The sequence below is a fragment of the Pseudazoarcus sp. NS36 genome (assembly GCF_059703705.1).
In genome coordinates this window covers 34,583-57,889 of sequence record NZ_BAAKJA010000011.1, presented here as the reverse complement: position 1 = coordinate 57,889, position 23,307 = coordinate 34,583, and the positions used below count along the sequence as shown (strand labels likewise).

Below are 23,307 nucleotides of genomic sequence, written 5' to 3'. Positions count from 1 at the left end.
GAGTTTGCCGCCAACTGGCGCGCCGGGAAGCAGCAAGAAAAGGAAGAAACATTCATCTCAACCCCAGGGCCTACTAAGTAGGTAGCGGTACTAAAACTGGGGGCAGGTCAGAGCGAGGCTGGTCGCAGGAAGAACTAGCTTTCCGGGCAGGGCTGCATCGCACGTTCGTAGCTCACGTTGAGCGTGGGGCGCGCAACATCTCACTCGACAACATCGAGAAACTCTCCGTAGCTTTGGAAGTGCCGCTTGTCGATCTGCTCAGTCCGTAGCCGGCGGATGTGCGCGGCCAGCCAAAGTCGTAAGAAGTTATCGAGTTTATGTACAACCGAGCTATACAGGGTTGCAGTCAAACGGCACATGCGCCTCACCGTAGAGCGCCCCGGAGACTGCCGCCTAGTTGGTCGGGGTTATGAACGGCAGCGACTAGGGGATACACCGGACTGCGGGAAAGTCTCTGAGAACCGGGAACAGGTGGCGAAGCTAGCGCCTGTGGGACGAACGGCTGGCGGGTGAGTCGGCTCCAGACCTGCCATTGTGGCGAGGGTGGGGGTTGAGTCTGAAGGCCTATCCTTGCCGCTGTTGGCTGAGGATGGCTGGGCTCATCCCACCACCCTGACATTGTCTCCCTGGAACAACTGAGCTGGATGAGCCAATGGGAGAGATTGCAGCTTGAGCGTAGGGGGAGGCTCGCTGATTTGCTTACTTGCAGAGCGCCTACTATAGCGAGGGGGCGAAGCCCCATCCCAAAATGAGACGTGATTTTGGGAGCGTGGTTGTCCCGGGCAATTCTTTGCCATCGCAATTTAGCGAGGCGGTCCCAGCTTTCATATCTGACCGTTCGTAGCGGGGGTGTGCAAAATTTTATTTATCACCTCGGGCTTGTTGAGCTGCGCAACGAGCTCTGCAAACTTTGCTTTGGGGCCCATGAGCCGCGCTGTCTTGAACAGTTTTCGTGGTGACTTTTGCCGCTTCTCTCCGTCGGGCATACGCTCAGGGGTGCATGCCCAGCCAAAACGATTGCTGCTCTCCCCGCTGATCAAGTGTGCCGTCCTCCTGCTGCTTGTCGAGCTTTAGCGCCACCAGCGAACGCTGGATGATGCGCTTGAGCCTTCTGCATTCCTCAGCACGGCCGGGGGCGTTGCGGAGAGCGTCCAACTCCGTAGCCGCACGGCAGAGGATCTCGAGTTCGACGCGCTCGATATCCTGTTCGAGCTCCTGAACACTGCTGAATCTTCTGTTTTCCATGCCCGCCCTCCGCCTTCGGCGCCCGCGCATCGGCTTTACGCTTCGTCTTCGAGGATGTGCAGCACATCTGCCCACCGCTCCCAATCAATGATGAGCCCTTTTTTCTGCCGGGTCTTGAGCGCCTTGAAGACCCGCTCGCGAAACTCAGGATGCACCGCCACCGCCTGCAGTTGTGTCCAGTGGTAGGTGTCGAGCTGCTTCAGGGCGCTGCGCCATGTATCGACCCAGGGGTGATGGGATGGCTTGGAGATGTCCTCGATGACCGGTTGAGAGGCCGTATGGGCCTCAATGCGAAACTGCCAGCCGCTGGGCGACTGAATGCCGCACAGCGTCAGTTGGCCGCTCTCTGAAGCAACTTCAAGGATGGCCTGCGTCTGCGCTCCGACCGCGACTGGCACCCAGCGGAAGTCGCTCAAGGTCCTCTCGCCAAACTTCACGGTGTTTGTGCCGAGCATGACTGCCACCACGAACTGATGGGCAGCGTTGAGCTGAACCAGGGCATGATTTTCCCAGTTGGCTGCAGGGTCCTTCAGGAAGTCACCAAGCATCTCCAGCAGCTTGGCAAGCACTGCGGCCATGCCATGGCGGATGATCTCGGCAAGGTCTTCTCCCGGGTCGCTACCGAGCAGGTACTTCTTTACGTTGGCGCCCATCTGCTCGGCGCTGTGCCAGCCCGGCATACGGGTGTAGCCGGCGTCGTCCTCGGTAAAGGCTAAGGCCACCTGTTCGACTGCTTGGACAAAGTCATCTTCGGTCGCTTCATCAGCGATGGCTCGAACGGCAACATCGAATACTTCTTTGACCAACGCGGTCACGACATCTGGCGAGCCGAGGTACTTCGGCTGGCTGGCCAAGGCAATCGCCTTCACCAATCCATCGACTGCGGGTTCGTCCAGCTGCTCAAGTAGGTGGTATCGGATGATGTCGTTCAACAGCCTCAGATCTTCCGCGTCATCCGTGCAGCCGTACTCTCGAGACTCTCGATTTGCGATCACCTCGGTTACGCAGGCGGCGCCTTGCGCGTCGGAGGCAAAGCCCACGTCGAAGATCAGAAAACCCGTCCAGCTCCGGTGCATGCGGAGCCTGTTTCCGATGAAGTACAGGAACCACTTCTGCTCCATTACCGTAGGGAAGAAGCCGCGCTGGATGCGCTTCATCTCATCCGGGCTGAAGCGCAGCTGTGGGCGGAGCACGGTGTGCCGTGCCGGCATGGACTTCAGCTCCGGCCAGTCTTCTGGCTGGACACTGGGATGCTCGTTGTAGGGGATCATGTCGGCAGCCTTTGCCGCTGCGTTCAGAACGGACAGATCGCGGGCGCTACCGTCGGTGTTTGAAGACAGCCGAATCAGGTCGCGCGCTTCATCGAATGTCACCCAACGCAACCCGCTGGTCTGCCAGTTCGGGGAGGAGGGCGGGTGCCTGGCGTCCATCACGTAGTAACAGGTGCTGGAGGACGAGCCATTGAAGACGCCGGGTATGCTGATGCGGATCTCGGCGTCGTAGCCAGTTTTTTCACGCACGGCACGAAGGGCAGCATCGCGAGGCGACTCACCGGGCTTGGCCTCGGTTTTGGCAAGGGTCCACGCGTATCCACCATGGTGCTTGGTCGGTTCACGCAGCAGAACTTTGCCCCCGCCACTGACCACAACACCACCATAACTGTCTGCGGTAGGTAATTGCATGAAGCCTTCCTCAATCACACCAGTGCGGCAAACAGCTTCTTCAAGTAGCTGTTGCCCCCGTCTTCCATGAACAGCACGTTGCGGCTTTCGAGGTCTGCCTTCTTGGCCGGATCGCCTACGTTGAGAAGGTCAGAAAACTTCGTGGGTGACAGGACAAAAGCGTTCAGGACTAGCGGTGGTTCCCCGGTCCTGGCCTGCGCAGCCAACGTTGCTTCCAGCGTCTTCACTTCCTTGTAGAGGCCCAGTTTGGGGTGTGACAGGTCCAGATTGCGCAGACCCTTTGGATCAACGAAGGTCAGCCACTGCTTGCCGTTGGTATCGTCCACCAGCCACAGCAGGAAGTCCGGATAGAAGTTGCCCGCCAACGCGAAGCCCAGTCCTTTTTCTTCCCGATCCGCATTGCGCAGCAGATACAGACTGCGTGGGCCAATCGCTTCCTTGCCTTCGCTGGAGTTGTAGAACGCCTCCAGGTCGCGGACAAACTCCCATTCGCTGGGCGCGTCAAACGCCAGCGGACGCAGTTTCAGCGGCACAGCATCCTTGTCTTCCAACGCCAGCAGCGGGTAGTACAGGTGCCGATCAAAGCTGATAGCCACCATGTGCGGTGCGTTCCATTGGCTCGCCTCGCCAATCTTGCCGTCTGCCACCAGCTTTTTCAGCGTTTCCAGCTTCGCCTGATACTCCAGCCCGTCGTCGCTGTTTTCGATCTCGAACTGGTAAAGCTTGAGCATCGACCCGTGATCTTCATCGATGTGGGTGATGTCGTAGAACTGGCCCTCATAGCCAGTCTTCAGCGCCTTGTAGAAGCGGTCGGTGTAGTCCGTCAGCAGTCGCAGCAGGATGTCTTCCTGCTTGCGGATGTCTGCGAAGGTGCTCACGTTCAGCTCCGCAGCGGGAATGAACAGCGTGTACCAATCCTGCGCACCGGAGCAGAAGTCGATCAGCCTTTGTCTTTCAAGCCGCAGATTGCTCCAGCTGCGTTGCAGTTTGTAATCCTGCAAGGCCAGATAGATGCGATCCCAGTTGAAGGCGGAGAACAGCGTCTGATTCAGTTTGCCCTTGCTGCGAGCTTCCGTCGTGGGGGTGACCCCTTTGTCCTTGCTCGATAGCGCTTCGACGCGCGGATATAGGTCAAGCACCACATGCGGCAGCTTGATCTTGGGTTTGCCGGTGGTTTCGTCAATGAACTGTTCGGGAATTGTGTAAAGCTCAGGGAACACCTTGCGCTTAAACCCTAGTTTCTGATTGTCTTTGTAGCCATCCTTCAGTGCCAAGGTCTTTAATTTGTTTGCGGGCAGATTGGCCTTGGTCTCGAAGTCCAGCGTCAGCAGTTCGTCACTGGGCGTGATGCCTTCCTCGCGCAAATAGTCCTTGAATGCAGCCATATAGCTGGCACGCACGGCGAAGATGTTCAGCGCCTCCAGCTTGTCCAGATGAGCCCCCTTGGGGCTGTCCTGCGACAAGGTGCGCTTGAGCGAGAAGCCCTTGCCCTTGAGCCGCACCCCGCGCCCGAACAACTGGATGATCTGCGAACCTTCACCTTGGCCCATGTTCAGCAGGCCCATTGTGGACACGCGCCAACTGTTCCAGCCCTCGGTGAACTTGCGCGAGCCGATCAGCACATTCAGGCGGCTGTCTTTGTTGTTCAACGTACCAAAAAGTGCGCCACCGAAGTCGTCTCGTTCGCTGTCGAAGTTTTCTGCGTCCTCGGCCATCCCGAAGAAGCCAGCGTCGTCTCCGATGTTGATCAGACCGAAGGGCTCGGCATCGCCCACGCGCAATGCTAGCTCACCCTTGCTGCTTTTGATGTTGACCAGTTTCAAGCGCTGACGGGCGGAGGCATTGAACACACGCAGTAAGATGTCGGCGTACAGCTCGTCCACGCGGCCGCTGAAGCCCATCAAGGGTGTGAAGCGCCCGCTGAAGATGTTGTTGCCCTTGGCGTCCAGAATCTGCGCCTTGTCGGCAACTAAATCGGCCAGCCAACTCTTGATCTGCGCGTCGCTGTTCAAGAAGTCGGCGAGGAAATTCACCACTTCCAGGATGTCCGACTCCTCGCCCGACACCGTATTGCCCACGAAGACCCACAGCGGCTTTTCGATGTTGAAATCGGTCAGCTTGTCACCGTGCGTGCTCCACAGCCAAAGCTGCTGGTAGTACGCAAGCAAGCAGGCAGTGAAATACTTACGCGCGTTGTCGGTCTGTTCGTAGGCTTCGCCACTCATGTTGAGGATCAGCGATTCTTTGCCATAGCCATCCTCGTAGAAGAACTTGTACGAGTAATCGAACAAAATGCACTTGGCGTAAATCTCGCGGGTGGCAGTTACGCGCGCGCGGCGCTTGTCCTCTGCCGACAGCGCCAACTGCCCCTTCTGCTCGTCGTCCAGACTGCGCAGGCTGGTGGTGTTGAACAGCATCTTGGAGCGCTTTTTCTGGATGTCTTCTTCCGCCTCTGCCACGGTCATACCCTTGGCTACTGCCTGTCCGAACGTGGCGGAATACTCGAAGGCGAAACCACCCCGCACCAGCGCGTCACGTCGGGCCATCCAGGCGCCTGCTGCGGTGCCTGTGCCGCGGTGACCTTCGTCCACCAGTACCAGGTTGTTGCCTTCGAAGGCATCCACGGCGACTGTCTTGTCGCCCATCTCATCACCCAGCTTGTTGATGTCGATGATCTCAATGGAGCCGCGTGCGGGTGACTGCGCCTTGTTGAAGAACTGTGCAAAGCCAAAGCCGGACAGCTCCAGCTCTTCCAAATGCTGGCGCGACAGACCTTCGTTGGGCGTGAGCAGGATGATCTTGCTTGGATAGTGGTCGTGCCGTCCGGCTTGGAAGTAGTGCAGATACTGGCGGATGTTTACGTGAAGCAGCAGTGTCTTTCCGCTGCCCGTGGCGTTCCAGAAGGCGATCTTGTTCAGGTCGTCTGCCTCGAAGTCACGGAAAGGCTCCGCGCCGGTCTCGGTGCGGTAGCGTGTCATTTCCTCATTCAGGCCATCAAGCAAGTCCTGGCGGTGCTTGAAGTACCAGTCCAGATACAGCTCGGTGAATAGCAGCGAGAGGTACTGGAAGTACTTCATCTGCAACTCATGGCCCTCCAGCTTGTTGCGCTGGGCAGTGATGGCCTGCCAGTGGGCGACGATGTTCAAGTCGTAGCGCCGCAGGTCGGTCTCGGGGACCTTGTTGGGGTCGAACAAGCCTCGGATCAGCTCATGAAAGAACTTGGTCTGGCCGTCCTCGTCGATGCCCTCGAAGCGGTCGTCGCCCAGGCGCATCTTGAGTGCCGCCAGCGTGCCGCCTTGAAAGAAACCCAGTACCCAGCGGTTGAGTACCAGTTCCTGATGGAAGCTGCGCTTTTTCCCTTTTGGCTTTGCTGCGCGTGCCATCAGATGTCCTCCACAGAGAACATGCGTTCCTGAAACTCCGGTTCGATCTGGCGTAGCTTGAGCACGCGGGTGGCTCCGCCTTCCTCAGCGGTCTGTGTCAGCACGGTGGGGATGTTGTGGTCGCCATTGATGTAGACCACATCGAACTCGTTGTCCGCCGGGTTGATGGCCAGCTTGTCGCAGAGCTTGCTGACACCTTCGTAATCCAGCACATCACAGTCGCGCCAAAGCACCAGGCAGCTTTCACCGCTGGGTAGCGTGCCGGTGACGGTGATAAAGCCGCGTGAAGGCTGCATGTCGATGTGCTTCACGCGCAGGCCGATCAGGTAGTTGAAGGTTTCAATCAGGTCGACCTTGCGTGGCTCGAACGCGCCCGCGGAATCTACGGCCACATTGAGGGTGTAGTCGAATGGCTTCTTGAAATCCTCTACCGACAGCAGCGAGCTACGGCTTTCCACCTCCAGCAGGTAGTTGAGCAGGTAGTCGTCCTTGGCTTGTTGCGGCAGGGTGTTGAGCAGATCGCCCTGCGCGGACGTGCGTTGCAGCTGCAGGTTGTTCAGGGTGTCTTCGTAGCTTTCGAGCTTGAGGACTTTGAAACAGTGGGATATGCCCGATTCAGGATTAACGGGTTTGCCGTCCTTCCAGTCAGAAGAGTAAGTGGCCTTCTGCATGCGAGGCGTCAAGATGGTATCGAAATACTCATTCTTGTCGGTAAGTATGTATTTTCTATTTCCAGAGTCTCTTCGGTTTTCAGCCAAAACGGCTTGCCCGGTTGTTCCGGATCCAGCAAAGAAGTCCGCTACTATGCCCGATTCAGTAGTAGATATATAGATGATTCTGGATATGAGAGAAACGGGCTTTGCTGTGAGATTGGTGAGCGATTCGGCTTCCCTTCCAAAGAGCTTCATTAGCTCTTTAAGTCCATCTTGGGAGTGTCCAACATCTTCTTGGTTCCACCATGTCCATGGAACCATTCCGTCCATGTCACTCAGAAATCGTTTTACCGCTGGAGCCCCATCTCCATCTCTCCCAAAATACATGCGGTTTTCTGCCAGAAATTTTCTATATACCTCTTCCGTATAGCCCCAGCAACGATTTGCTGGTGGAGTTACAACTCGGCCGGAGGGTACGGTAATTGGGTACATTTGGTTCGGACGAAATCCTTGTGCAGTAAAGTTATCTGCTTTCCAAGGGCCTCTCGGATCATTGTCATGGTTCTTAAACTGCTTGGTTTGCGCGTCCCCAAGCGGAAGCTTTCTGCGGCGCGATTTAAACGATGCGGTGTCGTTTGCGTAACAGAAAATATATTCATGTGCGTCGCTAATGGCTTTCCGAACATCTGGCGCATATCGCTTCTGCCAGACAATATCCGCTATGTGATTGTGAGCAAAAAATTGCGCGTCGAGTAAAGCTTTGTAGCGATGTGCTTCGTTGTCATCTATGGATGAAAAGAACACAGAGTCGCTCGACATAAGAGAACGAATTCCGGATATCCGATCAGCCGTTAACGCAAGCCAGCTTGAGTGTGCGTATCCGTCTTTGTATGCAAACCCATCTCCTCCAGTATTGTAGGGGGGGTCGATATAAACGCATGTCAAATGATTGCGATATCGTTCTCTCAATAGGCTTGTGGCTTGGAAATTTTCGCTATGAATAACCAATCCATCCGTGCAGGAATCCAAATCTGGGATGTTGCTCAATAAACGACATTTGAAGTCAGGCGTAAAGAGCGCTGTATCCAACATCCGATACGGTGCAGCCTTCAGGTCCTCCAAAGTCCCAGGCGTCTCGCCATCCCAGACGCCCAGCTGCTTCCATCGCGCCCATTGATGCTCGTTCGCCGCCACCTCCGGCCACAGCGCTTCAGGCACCCGATCCAGCGTGATGCAGTAGTGGCTGGAGACAACGAACTTCTTTTTCAGCCAAAGCTTCTTCTGGAAATTCTCCAACTGCGCCAGGAAGGTAATCAGCTCTAGCGCGATGCTGCGTAGGCATTGGATCATGCGTAGGTTCTTCTCGATGTCCGCGAACGCGCTCGCGTTCTGCACATCATCCAGATGCATGACTTCGTTCTTGATGTAGAAGTCCAATTCACGCCGGAGGAAGCCACCCAGATCTTTGTGGATGAAGTAGTCCGCCGTGTTCTTGGTGGTGTAGTCGCTCAGGTGTTTTTCCAGCAGGGTGCGCTGAGGGTTCTTCTCGGTTGGCGCGCGGTTGCCCAGTGCCAACCAGCGGGCCTTGACGGAGCCATCCGCCAGCACAGCCTCTACTGCCTTGGTGATGAGTGCTTCCTGTTTGGTGCCTTTGGGCTGGGCGGCATACTCGAAGCGGATGATCAGCTCCTGGTTGCCGTCACTGCCCGATGCTTCCTCCACTGGCACAAGCTCTTCCTCGAACTCGTCGCCGTTTTCATCCACACGGGTGACGGCCTTGGGCGTCACAAGGGCAAATCGACGTTCCTTGTCGTTGTCCTTGCGGTTGTCCTTGGCGGTGTCGGCGGCGGCGAGACGGAAATGCACCGTGCGGCCGTCTTCGAGTTTGAAGCTGTAGTTGCTGAAGTTTTCGCCGCTCTTGGTGTAGTACTGGTCCTTGTTGGCCCAGTGCAGCATCACCTCTTCGCCCGCGTAGGGGATGGCGTAGGTGTCGCCCTTGTAGCGGCGCTGACTGATGAAGTCGCCACTTTCGTAGTAGCGCGAAAAGAAGGTGAGCAGGTGCGAGAACACGGCGTTTTCGTGTTCGCTGGCACCGGCGCTGTATTGCGCGAGCTTCTGTCGCAATTCCTGCACCTTGGGCACCGTGTCCGGGTTGATGCCGTCGGCCTGATACTGGGCTTCCTTTTCCTTTAGCTCGCGCGCCACTTGCTCGCGTTGGGCCTCGTTGCCGCTGCTAAGCGCTTGTTGCACCTTCTCGGCAAGCCGGTTTTGCAGGTAGTCATTGATCTCGCCCGCGCGGGCGTTGAGGATGCGGTAGATGCCGAAGTCGAGCTCGGGGCGGTCGATCTGAAAGATTTCGCGTAGCTTGGCGACAAGTTCCTGGAATTTGGGGTTGTGTTTGTTGGTCATGATTTGCCCTGATCTCGGGATGCTTGAATCGGGTTAGATCACCTGCCAGCGCAAGCTGAACAGGGTCTCGTTGCTTGTTGTTTCTTGCAGGCGCTGCTGGAGCGAGGCAATCAGTTCGTCGCGCTTTGCGATGATCTCGTCCTCGACAGCGAAAATTTCTTGCCGCTGGCGGCGTTGCTTGCGCTCCAGTTCCGATAGCTCGCGCTGGATGGCGTCCTGTTCCTGCAAAGTGGCGGCCTTGCGTGCGTCACGCTTCAACTGGGCGATGCGCGCCTTGGTGTTCCTCAGGGCCTCCTCGGCGGCCAGCAGCTTGTCATCGGCCCAGCGTTCCAGTTTGTCGCGTTCTTCATTGAAGAGGCGCTGGTTGGCTTCCAGAACTTCTGCAATGGTAGCGGCGACGGCCCGCTGGCTGTTGGCCAGCAGGGCGTCGGGTACGTTGGTGCTCAATGGAGTGGGCTTGCCTGCTGCAGGAATGGCCATGAGCTTTTCGCAGGCTTCCTGATCCAGCACCTGACCATCGTCAGTGAGGCCGGAGAACAGCAGCGCTTCGGTAGTCTCGAAGGCCGTGACTTGCAGCCGCGCCAGCGTCAGCCAGCCTGACTTGCCGCGTAGTTTCTCGACAACGGAGACGCGTGCGCCATGGTTTCTGTAGTCGAGCTTCAAGGCGGCGGTGGGCGTAGCCGCATGCAGACTGGCATCAATGCTCCATTCCCCCAGCGGGTGGCTGAGGCGGTAGGCGTGAGCGAGCATGTCTGGCTGTGCCGCACCGCGAATGAGCTGATAGCGGCCAGGAGGCGCTAGTTGTGCAACTCCCGTTGGGGGCCTGCTCAGAGAAAACGCGTAGGACTGCTCGTCGAAGTGAGCACAGTCGTTAAGCGCATAGCGGGTAACCCCCCAGAACCAGCGCCCCAGTTTGTCGAGCCGGGCTTCGGCCTCGTCTAATCGCAGCTTGAGTCGGTCGTGGACATCCTCGTCAAAATTCTCCAGCAACTGGGATTGGGTGTCTTTGATGCGGTCGGCGATGACTTCTTCCAGTTCCGATTGCAGGGCATTGAAGGCGGCTTCAATTTGCTCGGGCTGGCGGCAGGTGTCGTAGATCTGGAGGATGCGCTTCTCGAAGTCGAGCCCACCTTCGATGCGGCCCAGCACCTCGTCGCTTGCACCGAACACGCCGGAGAACAGGTTGAACTTTTCGGTGAGCAGTTCCAGCACGCGCTGGTCGGCCTGGTTTCGGGTGTTGAGAAAGTTGATGACCACGACGTCGTAGCGCTGGCCGTAGCGGTGGCAGCGGCCAATGCGCTGCTCGACGCGCTGGGGGTTCCACGGCAGATCGTAGTTAATGATGAGCGCGCAAAACTGCAGGTTGACGCCTTCGGAGGCAGCTTCGGTGGCAATCATGATCTCCGCGCCGCTACCGTCGTCTTTGCGGAAGTGGTCGATTAGTGCGGTGCGGCGATCTACCTGCGGCGAGCCGGTGACGCGATCCGTGCCTTTGTGCTCTTCCAGCCAGCGCTGGTAGATGGCGGTGGAGTCTTCATGATTGTTGGTGCCGCTAAACAACACCAACTTGCCCGCGTGGCCGTTGGCTGAGAGGAAGCGGTGCAGGTACTCCTGTGTGCGCTTGGATTCCGTGAAGATGATTGCCTTGCGTGGTGCGCGCAGCTCGGCCATCTTGCCGAAGCCGGCTGCGAGCGCCTTGAGTAGCGCCTGCGCCTTGGTATCGGTTTGCAGAGCTTGGGCTGCATCGACGAAGGCAGTCAGCTCCGCGATCTCGGCGCGGATGGCCACGCGTACAGCGTTGGCATCCTTTGCAGCATCTGGTTTGCCATCTTCGCGTGGCGCAAGCGTAGGGGCTTCGGAGTCTTTTTCGGCCTCGCTGGCCTCGTCTTCCAGATAGTCCTGCTCCAGGTCGTCCTCGGCAATGAGCTGTTCGATCAGCTGACTGCCATCGTCTTCCGTCTTGTCTGCCGTGAGCAAGCCTTGGAGGCGCTCCCGGATGGTGACCAACGTGGCAGCGACGGCGTGGGAGCTGGACGCCAGTAGTTTGCGCAAGATCAGCGCCGTGAGATGGCGCTGCCGCTTGGGCAGAGCGTAAGAGTCTTCCTTTTGCAGGAAAGCGGAGATGCGCTCGTACAGCGCTTGCTCGTCGTCCGTGGGGTTGAACGGCTGGGTGAGGGCCTTTCGTTCGGTGTACTTGATGTACTCCAGCACGTCCCGCCGCAGTGTGCGCTTGGCGAAGCTAGCGAGCCGCTCACGGAGTTCATCCGTGCCCGCTCCGCTGTTCATAAACTGCTTGCGGAAGGCTGCCTCGTCCCCGAACAGGTGCTCGTCGATGAGCGTGGAGAGGCCGTAGAGCTCCATCAGTGAGTTCTGCAACGGAGTAGCCGTGAGCAGCAGCTTCTTGCGGCCTTGCAGTGCGCGCTTGAGCGCTTGCCCCATACGGTTGCTGGCGCGGTGAGCGTTGCGCAGTTTGTGCGCTTCGTCGATGACTACAACGTCCCACGGAACCGCGCGTAGCTCGGCTTCCAGCTTGGCGGCGAACTGGTAAGACATGATGACCACAGCCTTGCCGACTTGGCGCTGCAAGGTTGCAAGGATGTCACCGGCCGACTGCTTGCGCAGAGATACCGCATCTACCACTGCGGTAGGCACTGCAAACTTGTCGTGCAGCTCTTGAGCCCACTGCTTGCGCAGGCTTGCAGGGCAAATCACGAGCAGTCGGCGGCGGCGCTCAGCCCAGTATTGGCAAATGACGAGGGCTGCTTCGATGGTTTTGCCCAGGCCGACCTCGTCGGCAAGCAGCACGCCCTCCTGCAACGGGTTGCGCAAGGCGAACAGCGCTGCCTCGATCTGATGTGGGTTCAGATCGACGCTGGCATCGAACAGCGACTGAGAGAGACGGTCAACGCCATCGGCCGCATGGCGCCGGGTCAGTTCGTGGGCGTAGTACTTGGCGTGGTAGGCGGAGATCAACTGACACCCTCCGCGCTTGCTACCTGGTTGGCTGACCAATTGAAGATCTTCACTGCCCTAATCCGCTGGGCCTCGAAAACATCCAAGGCCGCCATTCTCCTCGCGCCCTTGAGCGGGCGGCTTGTCAGTTCCTTCGCCGTGAGGTGCTCGGCAACTGCTTCGATTGTGGGGATTCCGTTTCCGTTCGGGTTATGGGGCATGGGAATCGGGCAGATAGTTCAAGAGAGCCCTAGGATAGTGCAGAACGTAGATGTTCGACCTAAAGACCGACCGCATACGGAAGTTTGGAAGTTTGGAAGTGTGGGCGCCGTTAAACTTTCGACCGTTTGATCTTCTAAGACGAGGAGTCAGCGCCGGCAGTGATCAAACGCGGGGTGCTGGTCGAGGGGCGTGCGAAGCAAACGTGGTAGCTGGGCAGGAGAAGGGGGAGTGACGCCTGTAGAACCGTCGTCCCAAGGAGCGTGTGCAGGTAGGCGAGCGCGCCATTGAGCAAATCCTGCAGCAGAACGAGAACCTCGCCGCCAAATGGCGTGAAGCATTGGGGCGGGCCTCGGTGTGAGTTGAGGCCTGTATGATCGATCTTGGTTTATCTGTCGGGGAAAATCCCGGGGAGGCTGCGGTCGAGCAGCTGAAACCCCCGGGAGTGAGACATCTCAACTCAGTGTGTCGAGATAGGCCTCGTACCGCGCAAACGAGTCGTCGCGGCGCAGGTGCGCGTAGTTTGCGAGAACGGTCGAGAGATTGTCGTTCAACAACTCGGCTACCGTCAGGAAGTCACCAGGGTGATTTCTTAGCCAGGTTGTTGCAACGAGATGTCGGAGCGCATGGGGGCTGAACCCCGGCGACCCAGGGATGTAGCGGCGAGTCAGGTTAAATACGGTCTTGTTCAAGCCTGCCCAAATCCTTGCGCTTCGTTCTCCGATGAGCAGGTAATCGCTCGTTCTGCCCGCGAGTAGTGTGTCCCGGTATTCGCAAAGGTAGTCGTCGAGCAGCGGCTTAACCCAGTCGGCGACTTTTACCGAGTAAGCGCGGCTTTTGCGCGAGTCTCCGGTTTTCAACTGATTCGGCTGAAGCTCGATACGGTACCCCTCTGAAGGGTTCCCTTGCAGCGTGCCGTGTCCGTTGGGTACCCAAGTCATCGACATCAGGGATCTGGCGCGCAGAGGGTTCGACAAGAGCAAAGCGAGCAGCAGAGCATTTCGCTTAAGTCTTGCTTCGACTATGCCCCCGGGCTTGGCGGTCGCGGCGTCAGACTCGATCTTCATGATCGCTTCGCGAATCGGTTTCAGAGGGTCAGGCTGCGCAAGCAGATGACTGATGGGTTCTTCAGGCTTCCTGCTCATCCCGTTTGAGTCTCGTGTGTAATCGCGCAAAAACTTGTAGCTCTTTGCGCACATCTGTTGCCACGCTTCGTCCGAGGCCGGCTGATATTCGCGGGGAAGGCGCTGGCGATAGATCTCGGGCTGTTGCCACAAGAAGCCTGTGGTCGGTCGAAGCAGGCTGCAAACTGTCATGGCGAACACTTTGTGCCCGCCATGGCGGACTCCGTCCGACTTTTCTGTCATCCAGGACAAAAAACAATTCAGCGCAGACGGATGAGCCAACCATGCGAGCGTGATCGGGGGCGCCTCCGTCCAGGCAATTCCGCCTTGGTCTGCTGGCAGCCTGCTGAGTACCCCAAAGAAACAGCGAAGTCGTCCGATGACATTGTCGGCGGACGGACAGACCATCCGACCTCTAGTCGCGAATTCGCTAAGGGCTTTCGATACGTTCGCTGCAATCAGCCGCCATCTGCCGCGCGATTGACGCTCAAGCGCAGGGAATGCTGTTGTTTTGTATTCAAACAAACTGCTCCACTCGGCTTTGAAGTTTTCTCCCAACTCAGCTTCGCGCAGAAAAAAGTTGTGCTTTGTCCGTTCTGCCAGCCGGCGTCTGTGAGACGGTGTCAAGGTAGCAGACTGATTGGTTACGACGGGCCTTTCAATCAATTTCGCAAGCGCGTCGCGTTCGAGGCCGAAGTACGCTTCGAGTCGGTGCAGCGACGGCATTGTGTCAGCTCGTGGCGTTGCTCCCTTTAGCCATCCTTGTAGGGTGCCCGGGTCAACGTTGGACTTTTTGGCCACAGTCTTCGGTGGGAGACCAGTCTGAGCAATCAGGCGGCGAATCTCTGCGCTGAAGTCCGGCTGACGGTTGGACGGAATCGAAGAGGTGGTCGCAGCCGCGTCTGCGAGGCGGTAGATCTGTCGAAGCTGGATTGCACGATCTTTTCGTGTGCGGTCTGCGACGTCGATCTGATCGAGGTAATCGCGAAGTTTTTCGTTGAACCCGCTTCCTAGTTCTGTGCCGACATTAGATTCGAGCGTCTTCCCGTGGAACGCAAGGTAGCTGTTAAGTGCGCTCATGTGGTTGCGGAACTGCTGCGTTGCGTTTGAGCGTTCGGTCTCGTTACTGCAGAAGGATTGTTTCAGTAGTTCGGTGATCTTGGTGTAACTGGTTGGCATATAGAGCTCCATTTTTGTGGAGCTCGCAAACACGCTGACGAAGTTGATTGCCTTGATAACGTTATCGCCCAAGTTGCCGACATAACGTACGTTTTTGAACACATTGAAATCATTGATTTTTCCTTTCATGATTTGACCCCCTGTATCAAAATCCGGGGTTCTGATTAGCGTTATCGCGAGCTGGTAAAACAGCGGATGCTGTATTTGCGTATAGCGGCGCGAGCGTTTGATAGGGTGTAAAAAACCCATGACTGAAAACTTCCCAGGGCCAGGCGTATAAGCGCGGTAGCAGGCGTGGTCGTTCCGTAGTGGTGTGGTCTACGAAGTGGCTTGGTGGCTTCGCTACGATCCGATCTGAGCTTCTGAACTGGGTCTGCCGCTTCCAGTGGGGCGGTTTAGCCCTTGTTTGCCCTGCCTTCACGCAGTTGCTGCTCGTTGTCGAACTTCGGCGTCGTCTTCCTATACTCCCTGCAGCTTTGCGCTGCACGCCGAGGGTGATGCTGTGCGCGGGTTTAGCGTGTGTCATCAAGTGGTGGACTGTTTACTTATCTGCTCAGCTTTCTCCTCTCGGTGTACTGTTATCGTAATTACGATAATTATCATAATTACGATAAAATCTAATCGTACTGTTGGAGATCTACATGCCCAAAAAATTGGTAACGGAAGAAATGGTTGCGCAAGTCGCTGAAGAGCTGAGAACTGAAGGGACAGAGCCAACGACGAAGAAACTGAAGGAGCGCTTAGGTGCTGGTTCGTATACGACGATTCAGCGCTATCTTGAGCTTTGGCGAGAGAAACAAACGCAACTTTCGACGGTTGCTCTACCCGAGGAGCTTTCGGAGCTCGCAAGACGGTTTGCATGCGGTGCTTGGGATTTGGCGTCTCGCGTTGCTGCTGAAGAGGTGACTGAAGCAAAGCAACAGGCTGCGGCGATTCAAGCTGCCGCACGAACAGAGGTTCAAGATGCTTACGCTGAGATCAGGCGATTGGAGCGTGTTGTCTCAGAGCAGGACGCCGAACTGAGTGGGCGAGCCAACGCCCAGCAGCAAGCCGAGATTGATGTGGCGCAGCTTCGCGTTGAAGTCGGCCGGATTGCTGGCCTTGAAGCCGCTCTGAGGGACTGCCAGGAAGTGCTGACTGTCAGGTCTGAAGAGGCCGCGCGCTATCGCGGAGAGGCAGACGCTTTGAAGGCGCAGTTGAGTGCGTTGCTGGCTAGCTTGCCCGAGCTCCAGGCGCGCAAGCCTGAAAAGCCAATTAAGAGCTCTTGATGTCGAAGAGGTGGCTGTTGTTCCGCACAGCTGAGTAAGGTGGCGAAGTTGCTCGCCACGAGTGTAGCCGCTAGGATTTTATAAAGCCCCAGCCGAGAAACGCGGCGGGGCTTTTTTGCACGGTATTCGCAGGGGCGGAGGCTCGGTTGTGCGACTTCGCTGTGGGCAGAGCTAGGACGCAGGCCACTAAGGCCTGAGTGGAGAGAGGGGCTCTATGACTCGATTCTCACGTCAGTCGGTCCTGCTCCAGACCATTCGTCTATCGACCGCGCTCTGGAAGCCTTGCTTCCTAGTGAGGGACGTGACCGTATGCTGGTTTTTCGTCCGTGTGTGGTGTGTCGTGGTTCGATGTTGAAGGGCCCGCCAACAAGTGGGACCAATTCATCGGTCCAGAGCGTCACTGGAACGGGCAGGCTGGCGGTGGTTTGTTTCAACTATCCAGATAGGCTCGCAGTTCCTGTTCGAGTGCATGCTGCCAGTTCTCGGGGCTGACGATACGTACATGTGGCACCCAGTAGCGTACGATAGGGACGATCTGGTTCGGGTGCGCAAACTTGCCGGAGATTAAGAGGCTGCCGTCCTCAAGCTCCGTGATGAATTTCTGTCCTGCAATCAGCTTGCGCCGCTTAAAGTACTGTGCAGCGGGTGCCGCGACTTTCAGCACAGCTTCTGGCTTGTCTTGATTCAGCCAGATGCTGTCTTCCTCTTCCAACATGCTCTGAATTGCGGCGTCAGGTATGAACGTGCCCTCGAGTACTCGCAATCCTGAAATCTTGCCAAGCGCGTAAGACTTGGGTTTGCCGCCGTCGTCCTGATCCGTCGCCGCCAGATACCACACGCCGCTATGGTTGATGAGGCGGTAGGGATGTGCCTGCACCGACTTGCCGCGGTCGATATCATCCCGACGGTAGGTAAGCTGCACTTCAAGTCGCTTCAGAATGGCATGTTGCAGCCTGCGAAACGTTTCAGCGAAATCACTGGAGCTCTCAAATTGATGTCCGTGAATCAGCAGCGTTTGCTGCAGCCTATAGTCGAACATTTCTCGCAGGAATGTCTTGTCTAGCCCCGGAAAAAAGCCATGCAGTCCAGCTAAAGCGGCAAAGCGCTGCAAGTCCGTGAACGTCAGCTCGCTGCCCAGAAATGCCGTATCCATGCTGTAACGGCCATCGCGCTTCTCCAGCGGCAGATAGGCAAAGCGTTCGTTCAAGTCGCGTTGGATCGTACGCAGGCATACATTGAACTCTTTGGCTAACTCTTGAGGGTCAAGCTTTTCGCCGTTATTGAGCCGTTGCAATACCTGCACAAGGCGGATGACGGTTGTGTCGTGCTGTTTGGTCATTTGAATTTGTGATGAAAGTGGAGTGATCACGATGTATTGGAGCGTGCGCGTTGCAACATCTTCGTGCGCCCATCGCTATCGAGTCCATCGTGGAGGCAGGGGCGGACAGGGTCCGTTGTGTCATCGTGTTCCACGGCGAATCCGAATGCAGAAAGCGGTGTTTGGGTGCAACCACAGCCAGTGATGATGGTTAAGGAGGTTGGGCAATAAGATGCCGGAGGGCAGTGTTTAGTCCGGCCGGATGGCATATAGACGTTCTCGCGGGGCTGTGATTCTCAACGCCTGGGAGGTGTTGTGCTTCTGTTGCAGGTGTGAACAGATCTGAAGGTTCAGCTCGACATACTCATCCCAGCTGTACAGCTTTGCGTAGTTCAGCGTGTACTGCCGGTCTACGCGGCAGATATCCGGGCGGTCGTCGTAGATTGCGCAGAGCTTGCTCGACGGCTCGTAGAACTTACACGTCCCGTCGCCTCGATCAAGAAAATGAGTTTCTTGCGAAAGGTGAACATGCTGGCAGCACAGTCCGCATTGCTGACACGAAAACGTAGGCATAGGGGTAAGAGGGGTCAGGGCGGCCACCACGTCGATACGCCTTGGCCGCTGTTTTTGGACAAATAGCGTGGCGTCTTATGTCGTAGCTTCTCTGATCTTCTGTAGTTTTTCCGTGGACAGGACGAGATTGCCGCCTTCATCCAGAATCGGGGCGTCAATCATGGCCTTGATGAGCTGAGCGAACTTAACTGAACGGAAAACAATTGCCTGGCTTTCTGGAGTCATGGCTTGGTAGTCCGCCCCTTCGACGTCAATGGCATTCTTGAGGTCGTGGACGGTGCGGCGTAGGTGCGTGCTGACGAACGAAAAGGTCTTGTTGGCCAAAGTGCAGATTTGCCCAATCGCGTCCAGCTTGCTGACCGTCAGCTCGGCTTCGGCGCGAAGGGTTTGGGCTTGCTCCAGATTGCTGCGTGCATTATTGAGCGCTTCTTTGCCCTTGTTGCCCACGATGTGGCCGAAGATCGCCAGTGCCGGGCCGGCTATGATGCCGCCCAGCATCATCGTGCCCAGTGCTACCCCACCACCGCCAGCGGCCAGGGAGCCGCCGCCCAGCCATGCGAGCGTGGCATTGGTGGCTGCCGCGCCGCTCAAGGTGGAGATCGCCGTGCCCGTGCTCGCGGTCGCCAGCAGCATGGTGCCGTTGTAGGCGCCAAAGGCCAGTGCCGCGCCGCTGCCGACGCCAGCACCTAGGCCCAGGCCGGAACTCTTGAGCAATGCGTAGTCATTTTTCAGTCCGGTTAGAGTGCCTTTGGAGAAATCTCCGACATTGAGCTTGTCGAGTTCCGGAGTGCGAATGGTCTCCACGTTCTTCAGCCGTTCGAAGGTTTCGATGAAGTCGGCGATGACGCCATTGAAGGCGCGTAGCTTGCGCGCCCCGTAGTCCTGCAGTACGGCGTGGGTCGTTTCGCGTTGCTCCTCGACCTCGCGGGTGGCGGTATCCGCCATGGAATGCGCGTTGTCGTTGATGTCTTTGGCCTTGCTTTGGTCGGCGGCGCCTTTGATGCCTTTGTAAGCGCCGTACAGCGCGGCACCGCCTGCAACGACACCGATGATGATGGGGACTGGCATGGGTCTTCTCCCTATTCGAGAATGATGGAAATGGTCTTGCTGGTCTCTTGGGTCAAGGTTTTCGCGCATTCCAGCAGGTCATCGAAAATGAAGTCTTCCAGTTGGTGATGGCTCTGAAATTGTTTGAGAAGCGCCATTTGGACGCTCGAGATGCTGCCGTTGCAGAGCGCAATGAGCATGAGTTCGAACAGCATGACCTTTGGAACTGCAGGGTTTTCGGCATTTTTACCTTCGAGAAGTTCTTTGAGAACTTCTCCAGCGGTCTCTATTCGGGCTGCAGGATCTTCGGTTTGTTGCATGGGAAAAGTCTTTATTTTTTCAATAAGCCTGTTTTCTATATCATTCAATTCTTTCAAGAAGCTTAAAATCTGAAACATGGTGTTCTACCTATTTAACGGTGGAAGAGCCGGTGTTGATTGATATTTGGTTAAAGGCGCCGATGTTTCCAGGAAGTGGTCACAATGAGGTAATCCATGTGGGGATGATTAAATTGCTGATCTACGAGTGCCCTTCACGAAGATGATGATCTGAATTCAGATTGCAGTTCGGCAAGGAGCGCAGTCTCCTGCTCTCCTTTCTGAATCGAGACCTTGTTGAAATCGGTATCGGAGGTGACCTCGTCTTTTTTCTTCCCGTCCCACAGCAAAGGCTTGTCGGCAATGACCATAAGTTCGGCAAGTTCGAGCAGGTGCTTTTTGTCCGATTCGGACAGAAGTTTGATCAGCATGGAGGTTCGCGTCTTGTTTTTGATGGGGTTGAAGGTGCGGGGGTGAGTGAGCGTTTGCTCACAGGTTCAGCGGTCGGTCGGTGCCCATGAAGTCGTCAAACGCTGTCTGCGACGGGAACTCCAACTCAGTGCCAAGCAAGGCCGCATACTGGTCAATGGCCGCTGCGACGGCGTCAGCGCTTGGACGCCCGGTGTCGAAACTGGCGAAGAACTGTTGTGTCGCCTGCTGCAGTTGAGGTATTTCGCTGCATACGAAGGCGTCGAACTGGGCCCGTTCTTCGGCAATGTGGCGGCGCGCGGCTTCCTCGATGTATCGCGTGCGGTTGAGCAATTCGAGAGAAAGTTCGGCGCCTTCGGCGGCCTCGAGCGCACTTTGATAGAAAAGCGAGGACAAGGTGTAGCCGATCATGCCGCCGATTGCTGCGCCAACGAAGGGCACAGGGACGGCCAGTTGTCCAAGCGCGGCCATCATGCCGGCCGAGAGCATGCCTGAGCCGTTTTCGCCGACTTCGACGAGTAGCTGCGCTTCGCCGATTTCGCCCGTGACGTAGCGCTTGATGGAGCCGCTCAGCGATAGGCACACGCTTACCGCCAGAGTTGGCGCGCTGGTGTTGGCCAGTGTGCGTAGACCTTGCCGGCCCGATTGCTGCATGCCTCCTTTGATGGCCGAGCCGGCAAAGGCCGTGCAGTAACCGAGAACGCCGGCGTCGGCGCTATCGACCAACAGATCCTTTGCAGCCTCGTTCTTTTCCTTTTTTCCCTGGGCGACGGAGAGCAGGTTTTGAACGGTGGAGATGCAGGAGCCGATGATGGCGCCGTATTTCGCGCCCTCCATCCCCGCACGGTGGCTGGTGCGAGCAATGTCTCTTGCCGTGGCGAGAGCGGGGTGCTGGCGGTAGAAGATGGCGTCTTGTGTAGTGAGACCGCTGTCTGTGACATCGTCGGCCAGCCGGTCGTAGTTATCGGCTTCAAGCCGGAACTTGTTAGCTAGATCAGGCTTGCCGCCTTGGTGAACCACTTCAGCTTGTTGGCGCAACTCGATGGCTCTTTCTCGGCAATATTGTTCTGCACCTTCAAATTGCTCCGAAGGAATTTCTAGTTTGACTCCGCGGTAGCGGGCGAACTTTCCATCCTCCTTGGCTATACGATCAAACAGCTGGTTTCGATTTCCGACAAATTTCATCTGTGCCTGTGAGCCCTCAATGATTTCGTCATTCAGGACTTGAATCCGGTCTACCACATTGTGGTTTTTCCCGTATTGCGGAAGATCGTCGCTGCGCAAGGTGCGGATGTTGGAACCCTGGATGATGGCTTCGGCGTTGTCGCGGCTGGTGGCGGCAACCTCGGCGGAAAAGCCCGCCTGTTGCTTGATGTTCTTGGGTGCTTCAGTCGGGTTCGGATTAACCTTATGCGTGCTTATGTCGGCTAAGCCTTTGGCGTAACGCTGGCCGGTTTCGTTGTCGAGGCCGCGTAAGCCTTTGATGTATTCAGCATTGGCACTGCCGAAGCGCGCGATGGATTCGGTGGTGGACAGTGCGACGCCTGCATGCGTGATATCCGTTCCACTGTCATTGTCGTTCGCGTATTGATCTGCTGAAGGGTTGGTTGTCATGGCTTTGCCTGCTGAAAGTGAAGACGGGGGCAATTGCTCTTAGTCGTTGCGCGCGTCACTGAATGTTATGGGATTCAGTCTAATCTGAATGTTAGTCAAATGGCCTACTTTGTGCGGCTGCTCAGATGTTTTCGGTGGGCGCTTCCTGGAGAGTGCATCGATCTTAGGCTATGTCCCGGACAGGTTGTGTCGCCGCCCGAAGCCATGCTGATCCTGTCTGAATCGCCCCGGGTTTTCTAGACACCTTTTTGCCTCAGAATGAGGTGCAGATGGCGGTGTTAATGGAAACGAGGAAGGCGCAGCAGCGCTTCACCGAGGAGTTCAAGGTCGAAGCGGTCAAGCAGGTGACCGAGCGCGGGTATCCGGTTGCCGAAGTGTCGGAGCGGCTCGGCGTCAGCGCCCACAGTCTCTACGCCTGGATCAAGCGCTCCGGCGTTCCGGCCCAACTGCGTAGTGCGCAGGACAGCCAAACGGACGAGATCCGGCGGCTCAAAGCGGAGTTGCGTCGGGTAACCGAGGAGCGCGACATTCTAAAAAAGGCCGCAGCGTACTTTGCCAAGCAATCCGTGTGAGGTACGCGTTCATCGACCGCCACGCGGTTGAGCATCCGGTTCGCCGCTTGTGTTCGATGATGTCGGTGCATCCGAGCGGTTACTACGCGTGGAAACAACAGCCGGAGTCGAACCGTTCAAGGCAGGATCAGCGTCTGATGCCACTGATCCGGCAGTTCTGGGAAGAGAGCGGCCAAGTCTATGGCTACCGCAAGATTCGCGACGATCTGCGTGATCTGGGCGAACAGTGTGGCAAGCACCGTGTTGCACGCCTGATGCGCCACGCCGGTCTGCGCTCGCATACGGGCTATGGTCAGTGCCCCGGCATACGCGGGGGCAAGGCTTCTGTTGTGGCCCCAAATCACCCGCAGCGTCAGTTTGAGGTCAGCGAACCGAACAAGGCATCGGTGACCGACATCACCTACATCCGCACGCATGAGGGTTGGAGGTATCTGGCGGTGGTGCTCGATCTGTTCTCGCGGCAAGTGGTCGGCTGGTCGATGAGCGCGCGAATGACCAAGGAGTTGGCGCTCAATACACTGCTCATGGCGGTGTGGCGCCGCAAGCCACAGCAGGAAGTGCTGGTGCCCTCGGACCAGGGTAGCCAGTTCAGCAGCCACGACTGGCAGGACTTCCTGAAGGCCCATCGCTTGGTCCCGAGCATGAGCCGGCGGGGCAACTGCCACGACAACGCGGTGGCGGAAAGCTTCTTCCAGCTGCTCAAGCGCGAACGGATCAAGCGAAGAATCTACCCGGATCGAGCCGAAGCACGTGCCGATGTGTTCGATTACATCGAGATGTTCTACAACCCCAAGCGTCGGCACAGTTCCAGCAATGGGCTGTCGCCGGTACAGTTCGAGCAGCAGTTCCGAATGAGGAACGCAACCGTCTAGAAAACCCGGGGCGATTCAGAGAGCCCCGCCTGCAACGGCCACTGCGAAAGTGGCCGTTGTCTTTTCTGCACTTGACATAGCGAACCGACTACTTCGGGCGCAGAGCCTCCGACAAGGGGTCAGGAAGGATCTCGAGCCCGACCTCAGGCGCATCTTCCCAGCCGTCGGGCCACGTTGCGTCCGTGGGCATCTCGGCCAACAAGTCAGCCAGCTTGTAATGAGGACGTGTGCCCACCAAGACGTTTAGCTGCTCTCGGGTTTCGTGGATGCTGACTTCAGTGCCCTCTACGAGACGATGTTGCTCGACGAATGATGGTGGCAGTGTCAGCACAAGTGAATCGCCGATCTTGCGAAGTGTTTGACGCATACAGTCACCTGAAAATCGCGCCGGGGTACCGGCGGAAAACTATCTGTGCCCAATGCTACTGTCCCAGCTTTGGCATGACTAGGT

At 57.1% G+C, this 23,307-nt stretch carries 15 protein-coding genes and 1 pseudogene; 3 read left to right on the top strand and 13 right to left on the bottom strand.

Going from position 1 to position 23,307, the window contains the following annotated elements:
- Positions 1–116: 116 nt before the first annotated feature.
- Positions 117–269 (top strand): annotated as a pseudogene (locus AC6H0R_RS15270) (helix-turn-helix domain-containing protein); the annotation flags it as partial.
- 721 nt (positions 270–990) lie between these two features.
- On the opposite strand, the gene AC6H0R_RS15265 reads toward AC6H0R_RS15270, so the two are convergent.
- From AC6H0R_RS15265 to AC6H0R_RS15240, 6 genes are all read right to left on the bottom strand, one after another.
- The gene (locus AC6H0R_RS15265) at positions 991–1,245 is read right to left on the bottom strand and encodes a hypothetical protein (protein ID WP_497582226.1); all 255 of its coding nucleotides are present in this window, start codon (positions 1,243–1,245) and stop codon (positions 991–993) included.
- A 35-nt stretch (positions 1,246–1,280) separates the two neighbouring features.
- A complete protein-coding gene (locus tag AC6H0R_RS15260; RefSeq protein WP_497582225.1) occupies positions 1,281–2,927 on the bottom strand; it encodes an NUDIX domain-containing protein in 1,647 nt (548 codons plus the stop codon).
- A 14-nt stretch (positions 2,928–2,941) separates the two neighbouring features.
- Positions 2,942–6,310 (bottom strand): DEAD/DEAH box helicase family protein, encoded by a 3,369-nt coding sequence (locus AC6H0R_RS15255; RefSeq protein ID WP_497582224.1) that lies wholly within the window; start codon positions 6,308–6,310, stop codon positions 2,942–2,944.
- Positions 6,310–9,372 (bottom strand): site-specific DNA-methyltransferase, encoded by a 3,063-nt coding sequence (locus tag AC6H0R_RS15250; RefSeq protein WP_497582223.1) that lies wholly within the window; start codon positions 9,370–9,372, stop codon positions 6,310–6,312. Before AC6H0R_RS15250 ends, AC6H0R_RS15255 begins: the two co-directional genes overlap by 1 nt.
- Positions 9,373–9,405: 33 nt before the next feature.
- Entirely contained in the window at positions 9,406–12,345 is a 2,940-nt protein-coding gene (locus tag AC6H0R_RS15245; protein ID WP_497582222.1) for an SNF2-related protein, read from the bottom strand.
- A 653-nt stretch (positions 12,346–12,998) separates the two neighbouring features.
- Positions 12,999–15,095 (bottom strand): site-specific integrase, encoded by a 2,097-nt coding sequence (locus AC6H0R_RS15240; RefSeq protein WP_497582221.1) that lies wholly within the window; start codon positions 15,093–15,095, stop codon positions 12,999–13,001.
- A gap of 392 nt (positions 15,096–15,487) precedes the next feature.
- Between AC6H0R_RS15240 and AC6H0R_RS15235 the strand changes: the two genes are divergently transcribed.
- Positions 15,488–16,114 (top strand): DNA-binding protein, encoded by a 627-nt coding sequence (locus AC6H0R_RS15235; protein ID WP_497582220.1) that lies wholly within the window; start codon positions 15,488–15,490, stop codon positions 16,112–16,114.
- 430 nt (positions 16,115–16,544) lie between these two features.
- Here the strand turns inward: AC6H0R_RS15235 and AC6H0R_RS15230 are convergent, their stop codons facing one another.
- The 6 genes from AC6H0R_RS15230 to AC6H0R_RS15205 all read right to left on the bottom strand — a co-directional run bounded on the left by AC6H0R_RS15230 (position 16,545) and on the right by AC6H0R_RS15205 (position 21,412).
- Positions 16,545–17,453 (bottom strand): helix-turn-helix transcriptional regulator, encoded by a 909-nt coding sequence (locus AC6H0R_RS15230; protein ID WP_497582219.1) that lies wholly within the window; start codon positions 17,451–17,453, stop codon positions 16,545–16,547.
- 228 nt (positions 17,454–17,681) lie between these two features.
- Positions 17,682–18,005, bottom strand: coding sequence for a YkgJ family cysteine cluster protein (locus AC6H0R_RS15225; protein WP_497582229.1), 324 nt, complete (start codon positions 18,003–18,005; stop codon positions 17,682–17,684).
- Positions 18,006–18,080: 75 nt separating this feature from the next.
- Positions 18,081–19,073, bottom strand: coding sequence for a hypothetical protein (locus tag AC6H0R_RS15220; RefSeq protein ID WP_497582218.1), 993 nt, complete (start codon positions 19,071–19,073; stop codon positions 18,081–18,083).
- Positions 19,074–19,084: 11 nt separating this feature from the next.
- A complete protein-coding gene (locus AC6H0R_RS15215; RefSeq protein ID WP_497582217.1) occupies positions 19,085–19,450 on the bottom strand; it encodes a hypothetical protein in 366 nt (121 codons plus the stop codon).
- Positions 19,451–19,584: 134 nt separating this feature from the next.
- Positions 19,585–19,800, bottom strand: coding sequence for a hypothetical protein (locus AC6H0R_RS15210; RefSeq protein ID WP_497582216.1), 216 nt, complete (start codon positions 19,798–19,800; stop codon positions 19,585–19,587).
- A gap of 58 nt (positions 19,801–19,858) precedes the next feature.
- Positions 19,859–21,412: a hypothetical protein gene (locus AC6H0R_RS15205; protein ID WP_497582215.1), complete on the bottom strand. Its 1,554-nt coding sequence runs from the start codon at positions 21,410–21,412 to the stop codon at positions 19,859–19,861.
- A gap of 281 nt (positions 21,413–21,693) precedes the next feature.
- Between AC6H0R_RS15205 and AC6H0R_RS15200 the strand changes: the two genes are divergently transcribed.
- A protein-coding gene (locus AC6H0R_RS15200) for an IS3 family transposase (RefSeq protein WP_497582228.1) occupies positions 21,694–22,856 on the top strand; the annotation gives its coding sequence in 2 pieces (ribosomal slippage) (positions 21,694–21,952 and positions 21,952–22,856; 1,164 coding nt in all).
- An 88-nt stretch (positions 22,857–22,944) separates the two neighbouring features.
- Here AC6H0R_RS15200 and AC6H0R_RS15195 read toward each other — a convergent pair.
- Positions 22,945–23,223, bottom strand: a complete 279-nt coding sequence (locus tag AC6H0R_RS15195; protein WP_497582214.1) for an AbrB/MazE/SpoVT family DNA-binding domain-containing protein — start codon at positions 23,221–23,223, stop codon at positions 22,945–22,947.
- Positions 23,224–23,307 lie beyond the last annotated feature (84 nt).

Bases quoted from the DNA above. Each gene is read 5' to 3' on its own strand.
- AC6H0R_RS15265 (WP_497582226.1), bottom strand. From the start codon at position 1,245: ATGGAAAACAGAAGATTCAGCAGTGTTCAGGAGCTCGAACAGGATATC.
- AC6H0R_RS15260 (WP_497582225.1), bottom strand. From the start codon at position 2,927: ATGCAATTACCTACCGCAGACAGTTATGGTGGTGTTGTGGTCAGTGGC.
- AC6H0R_RS15255 (WP_497582224.1), bottom strand. From the start codon at position 6,310: ATGGCACGCGCAGCAAAGCCAAAAGGGAAAAAGCGCAGCTTCCATCAG.
- AC6H0R_RS15250 (WP_497582223.1), bottom strand. From the start codon at position 9,372: ATGACCAACAAACACAACCCCAAATTCCAGGAACTTGTCGCCAAGCTA.
- AC6H0R_RS15240 (WP_497582221.1), bottom strand. From the start codon at position 15,095: ATGGGTTTTTTACACCCTATCAAACGCTCGCGCCGCTATACGCAAATA.
- AC6H0R_RS15235 (WP_497582220.1), top strand. From the start codon at position 15,488: ATGCCCAAAAAATTGGTAACGGAAGAAATGGTTGCGCAAGTCGCTGAA.
- AC6H0R_RS15230 (WP_497582219.1), bottom strand. From the start codon at position 17,453: ATGACCAAACAGCACGACACAACCGTCATCCGCCTTGTGCAGGTATTG.
- AC6H0R_RS15225 (WP_497582229.1), bottom strand. From the start codon at position 18,005: ATGCCTACGTTTTCGTGTCAGCAATGCGGACTGTGCTGCCAGCATGTT.
- AC6H0R_RS15220 (WP_497582218.1), bottom strand. From the start codon at position 19,073: ATGCCAGTCCCCATCATCATCGGTGTCGTTGCAGGCGGTGCCGCGCTG.
- AC6H0R_RS15215 (WP_497582217.1), bottom strand. From the start codon at position 19,450: ATGTTTCAGATTTTAAGCTTCTTGAAAGAATTGAATGATATAGAAAAC.
- AC6H0R_RS15210 (WP_497582216.1), bottom strand. From the start codon at position 19,800: ATGCTGATCAAACTTCTGTCCGAATCGGACAAAAAGCACCTGCTCGAA.
- AC6H0R_RS15205 (WP_497582215.1), bottom strand. From the start codon at position 21,412: ATGACAACCAACCCTTCAGCAGATCAATACGCGAACGACAATGACAGT.
- AC6H0R_RS15195 (WP_497582214.1), bottom strand. From the start codon at position 23,223: ATGCGTCAAACACTTCGCAAGATCGGCGATTCACTTGTGCTGACACTG.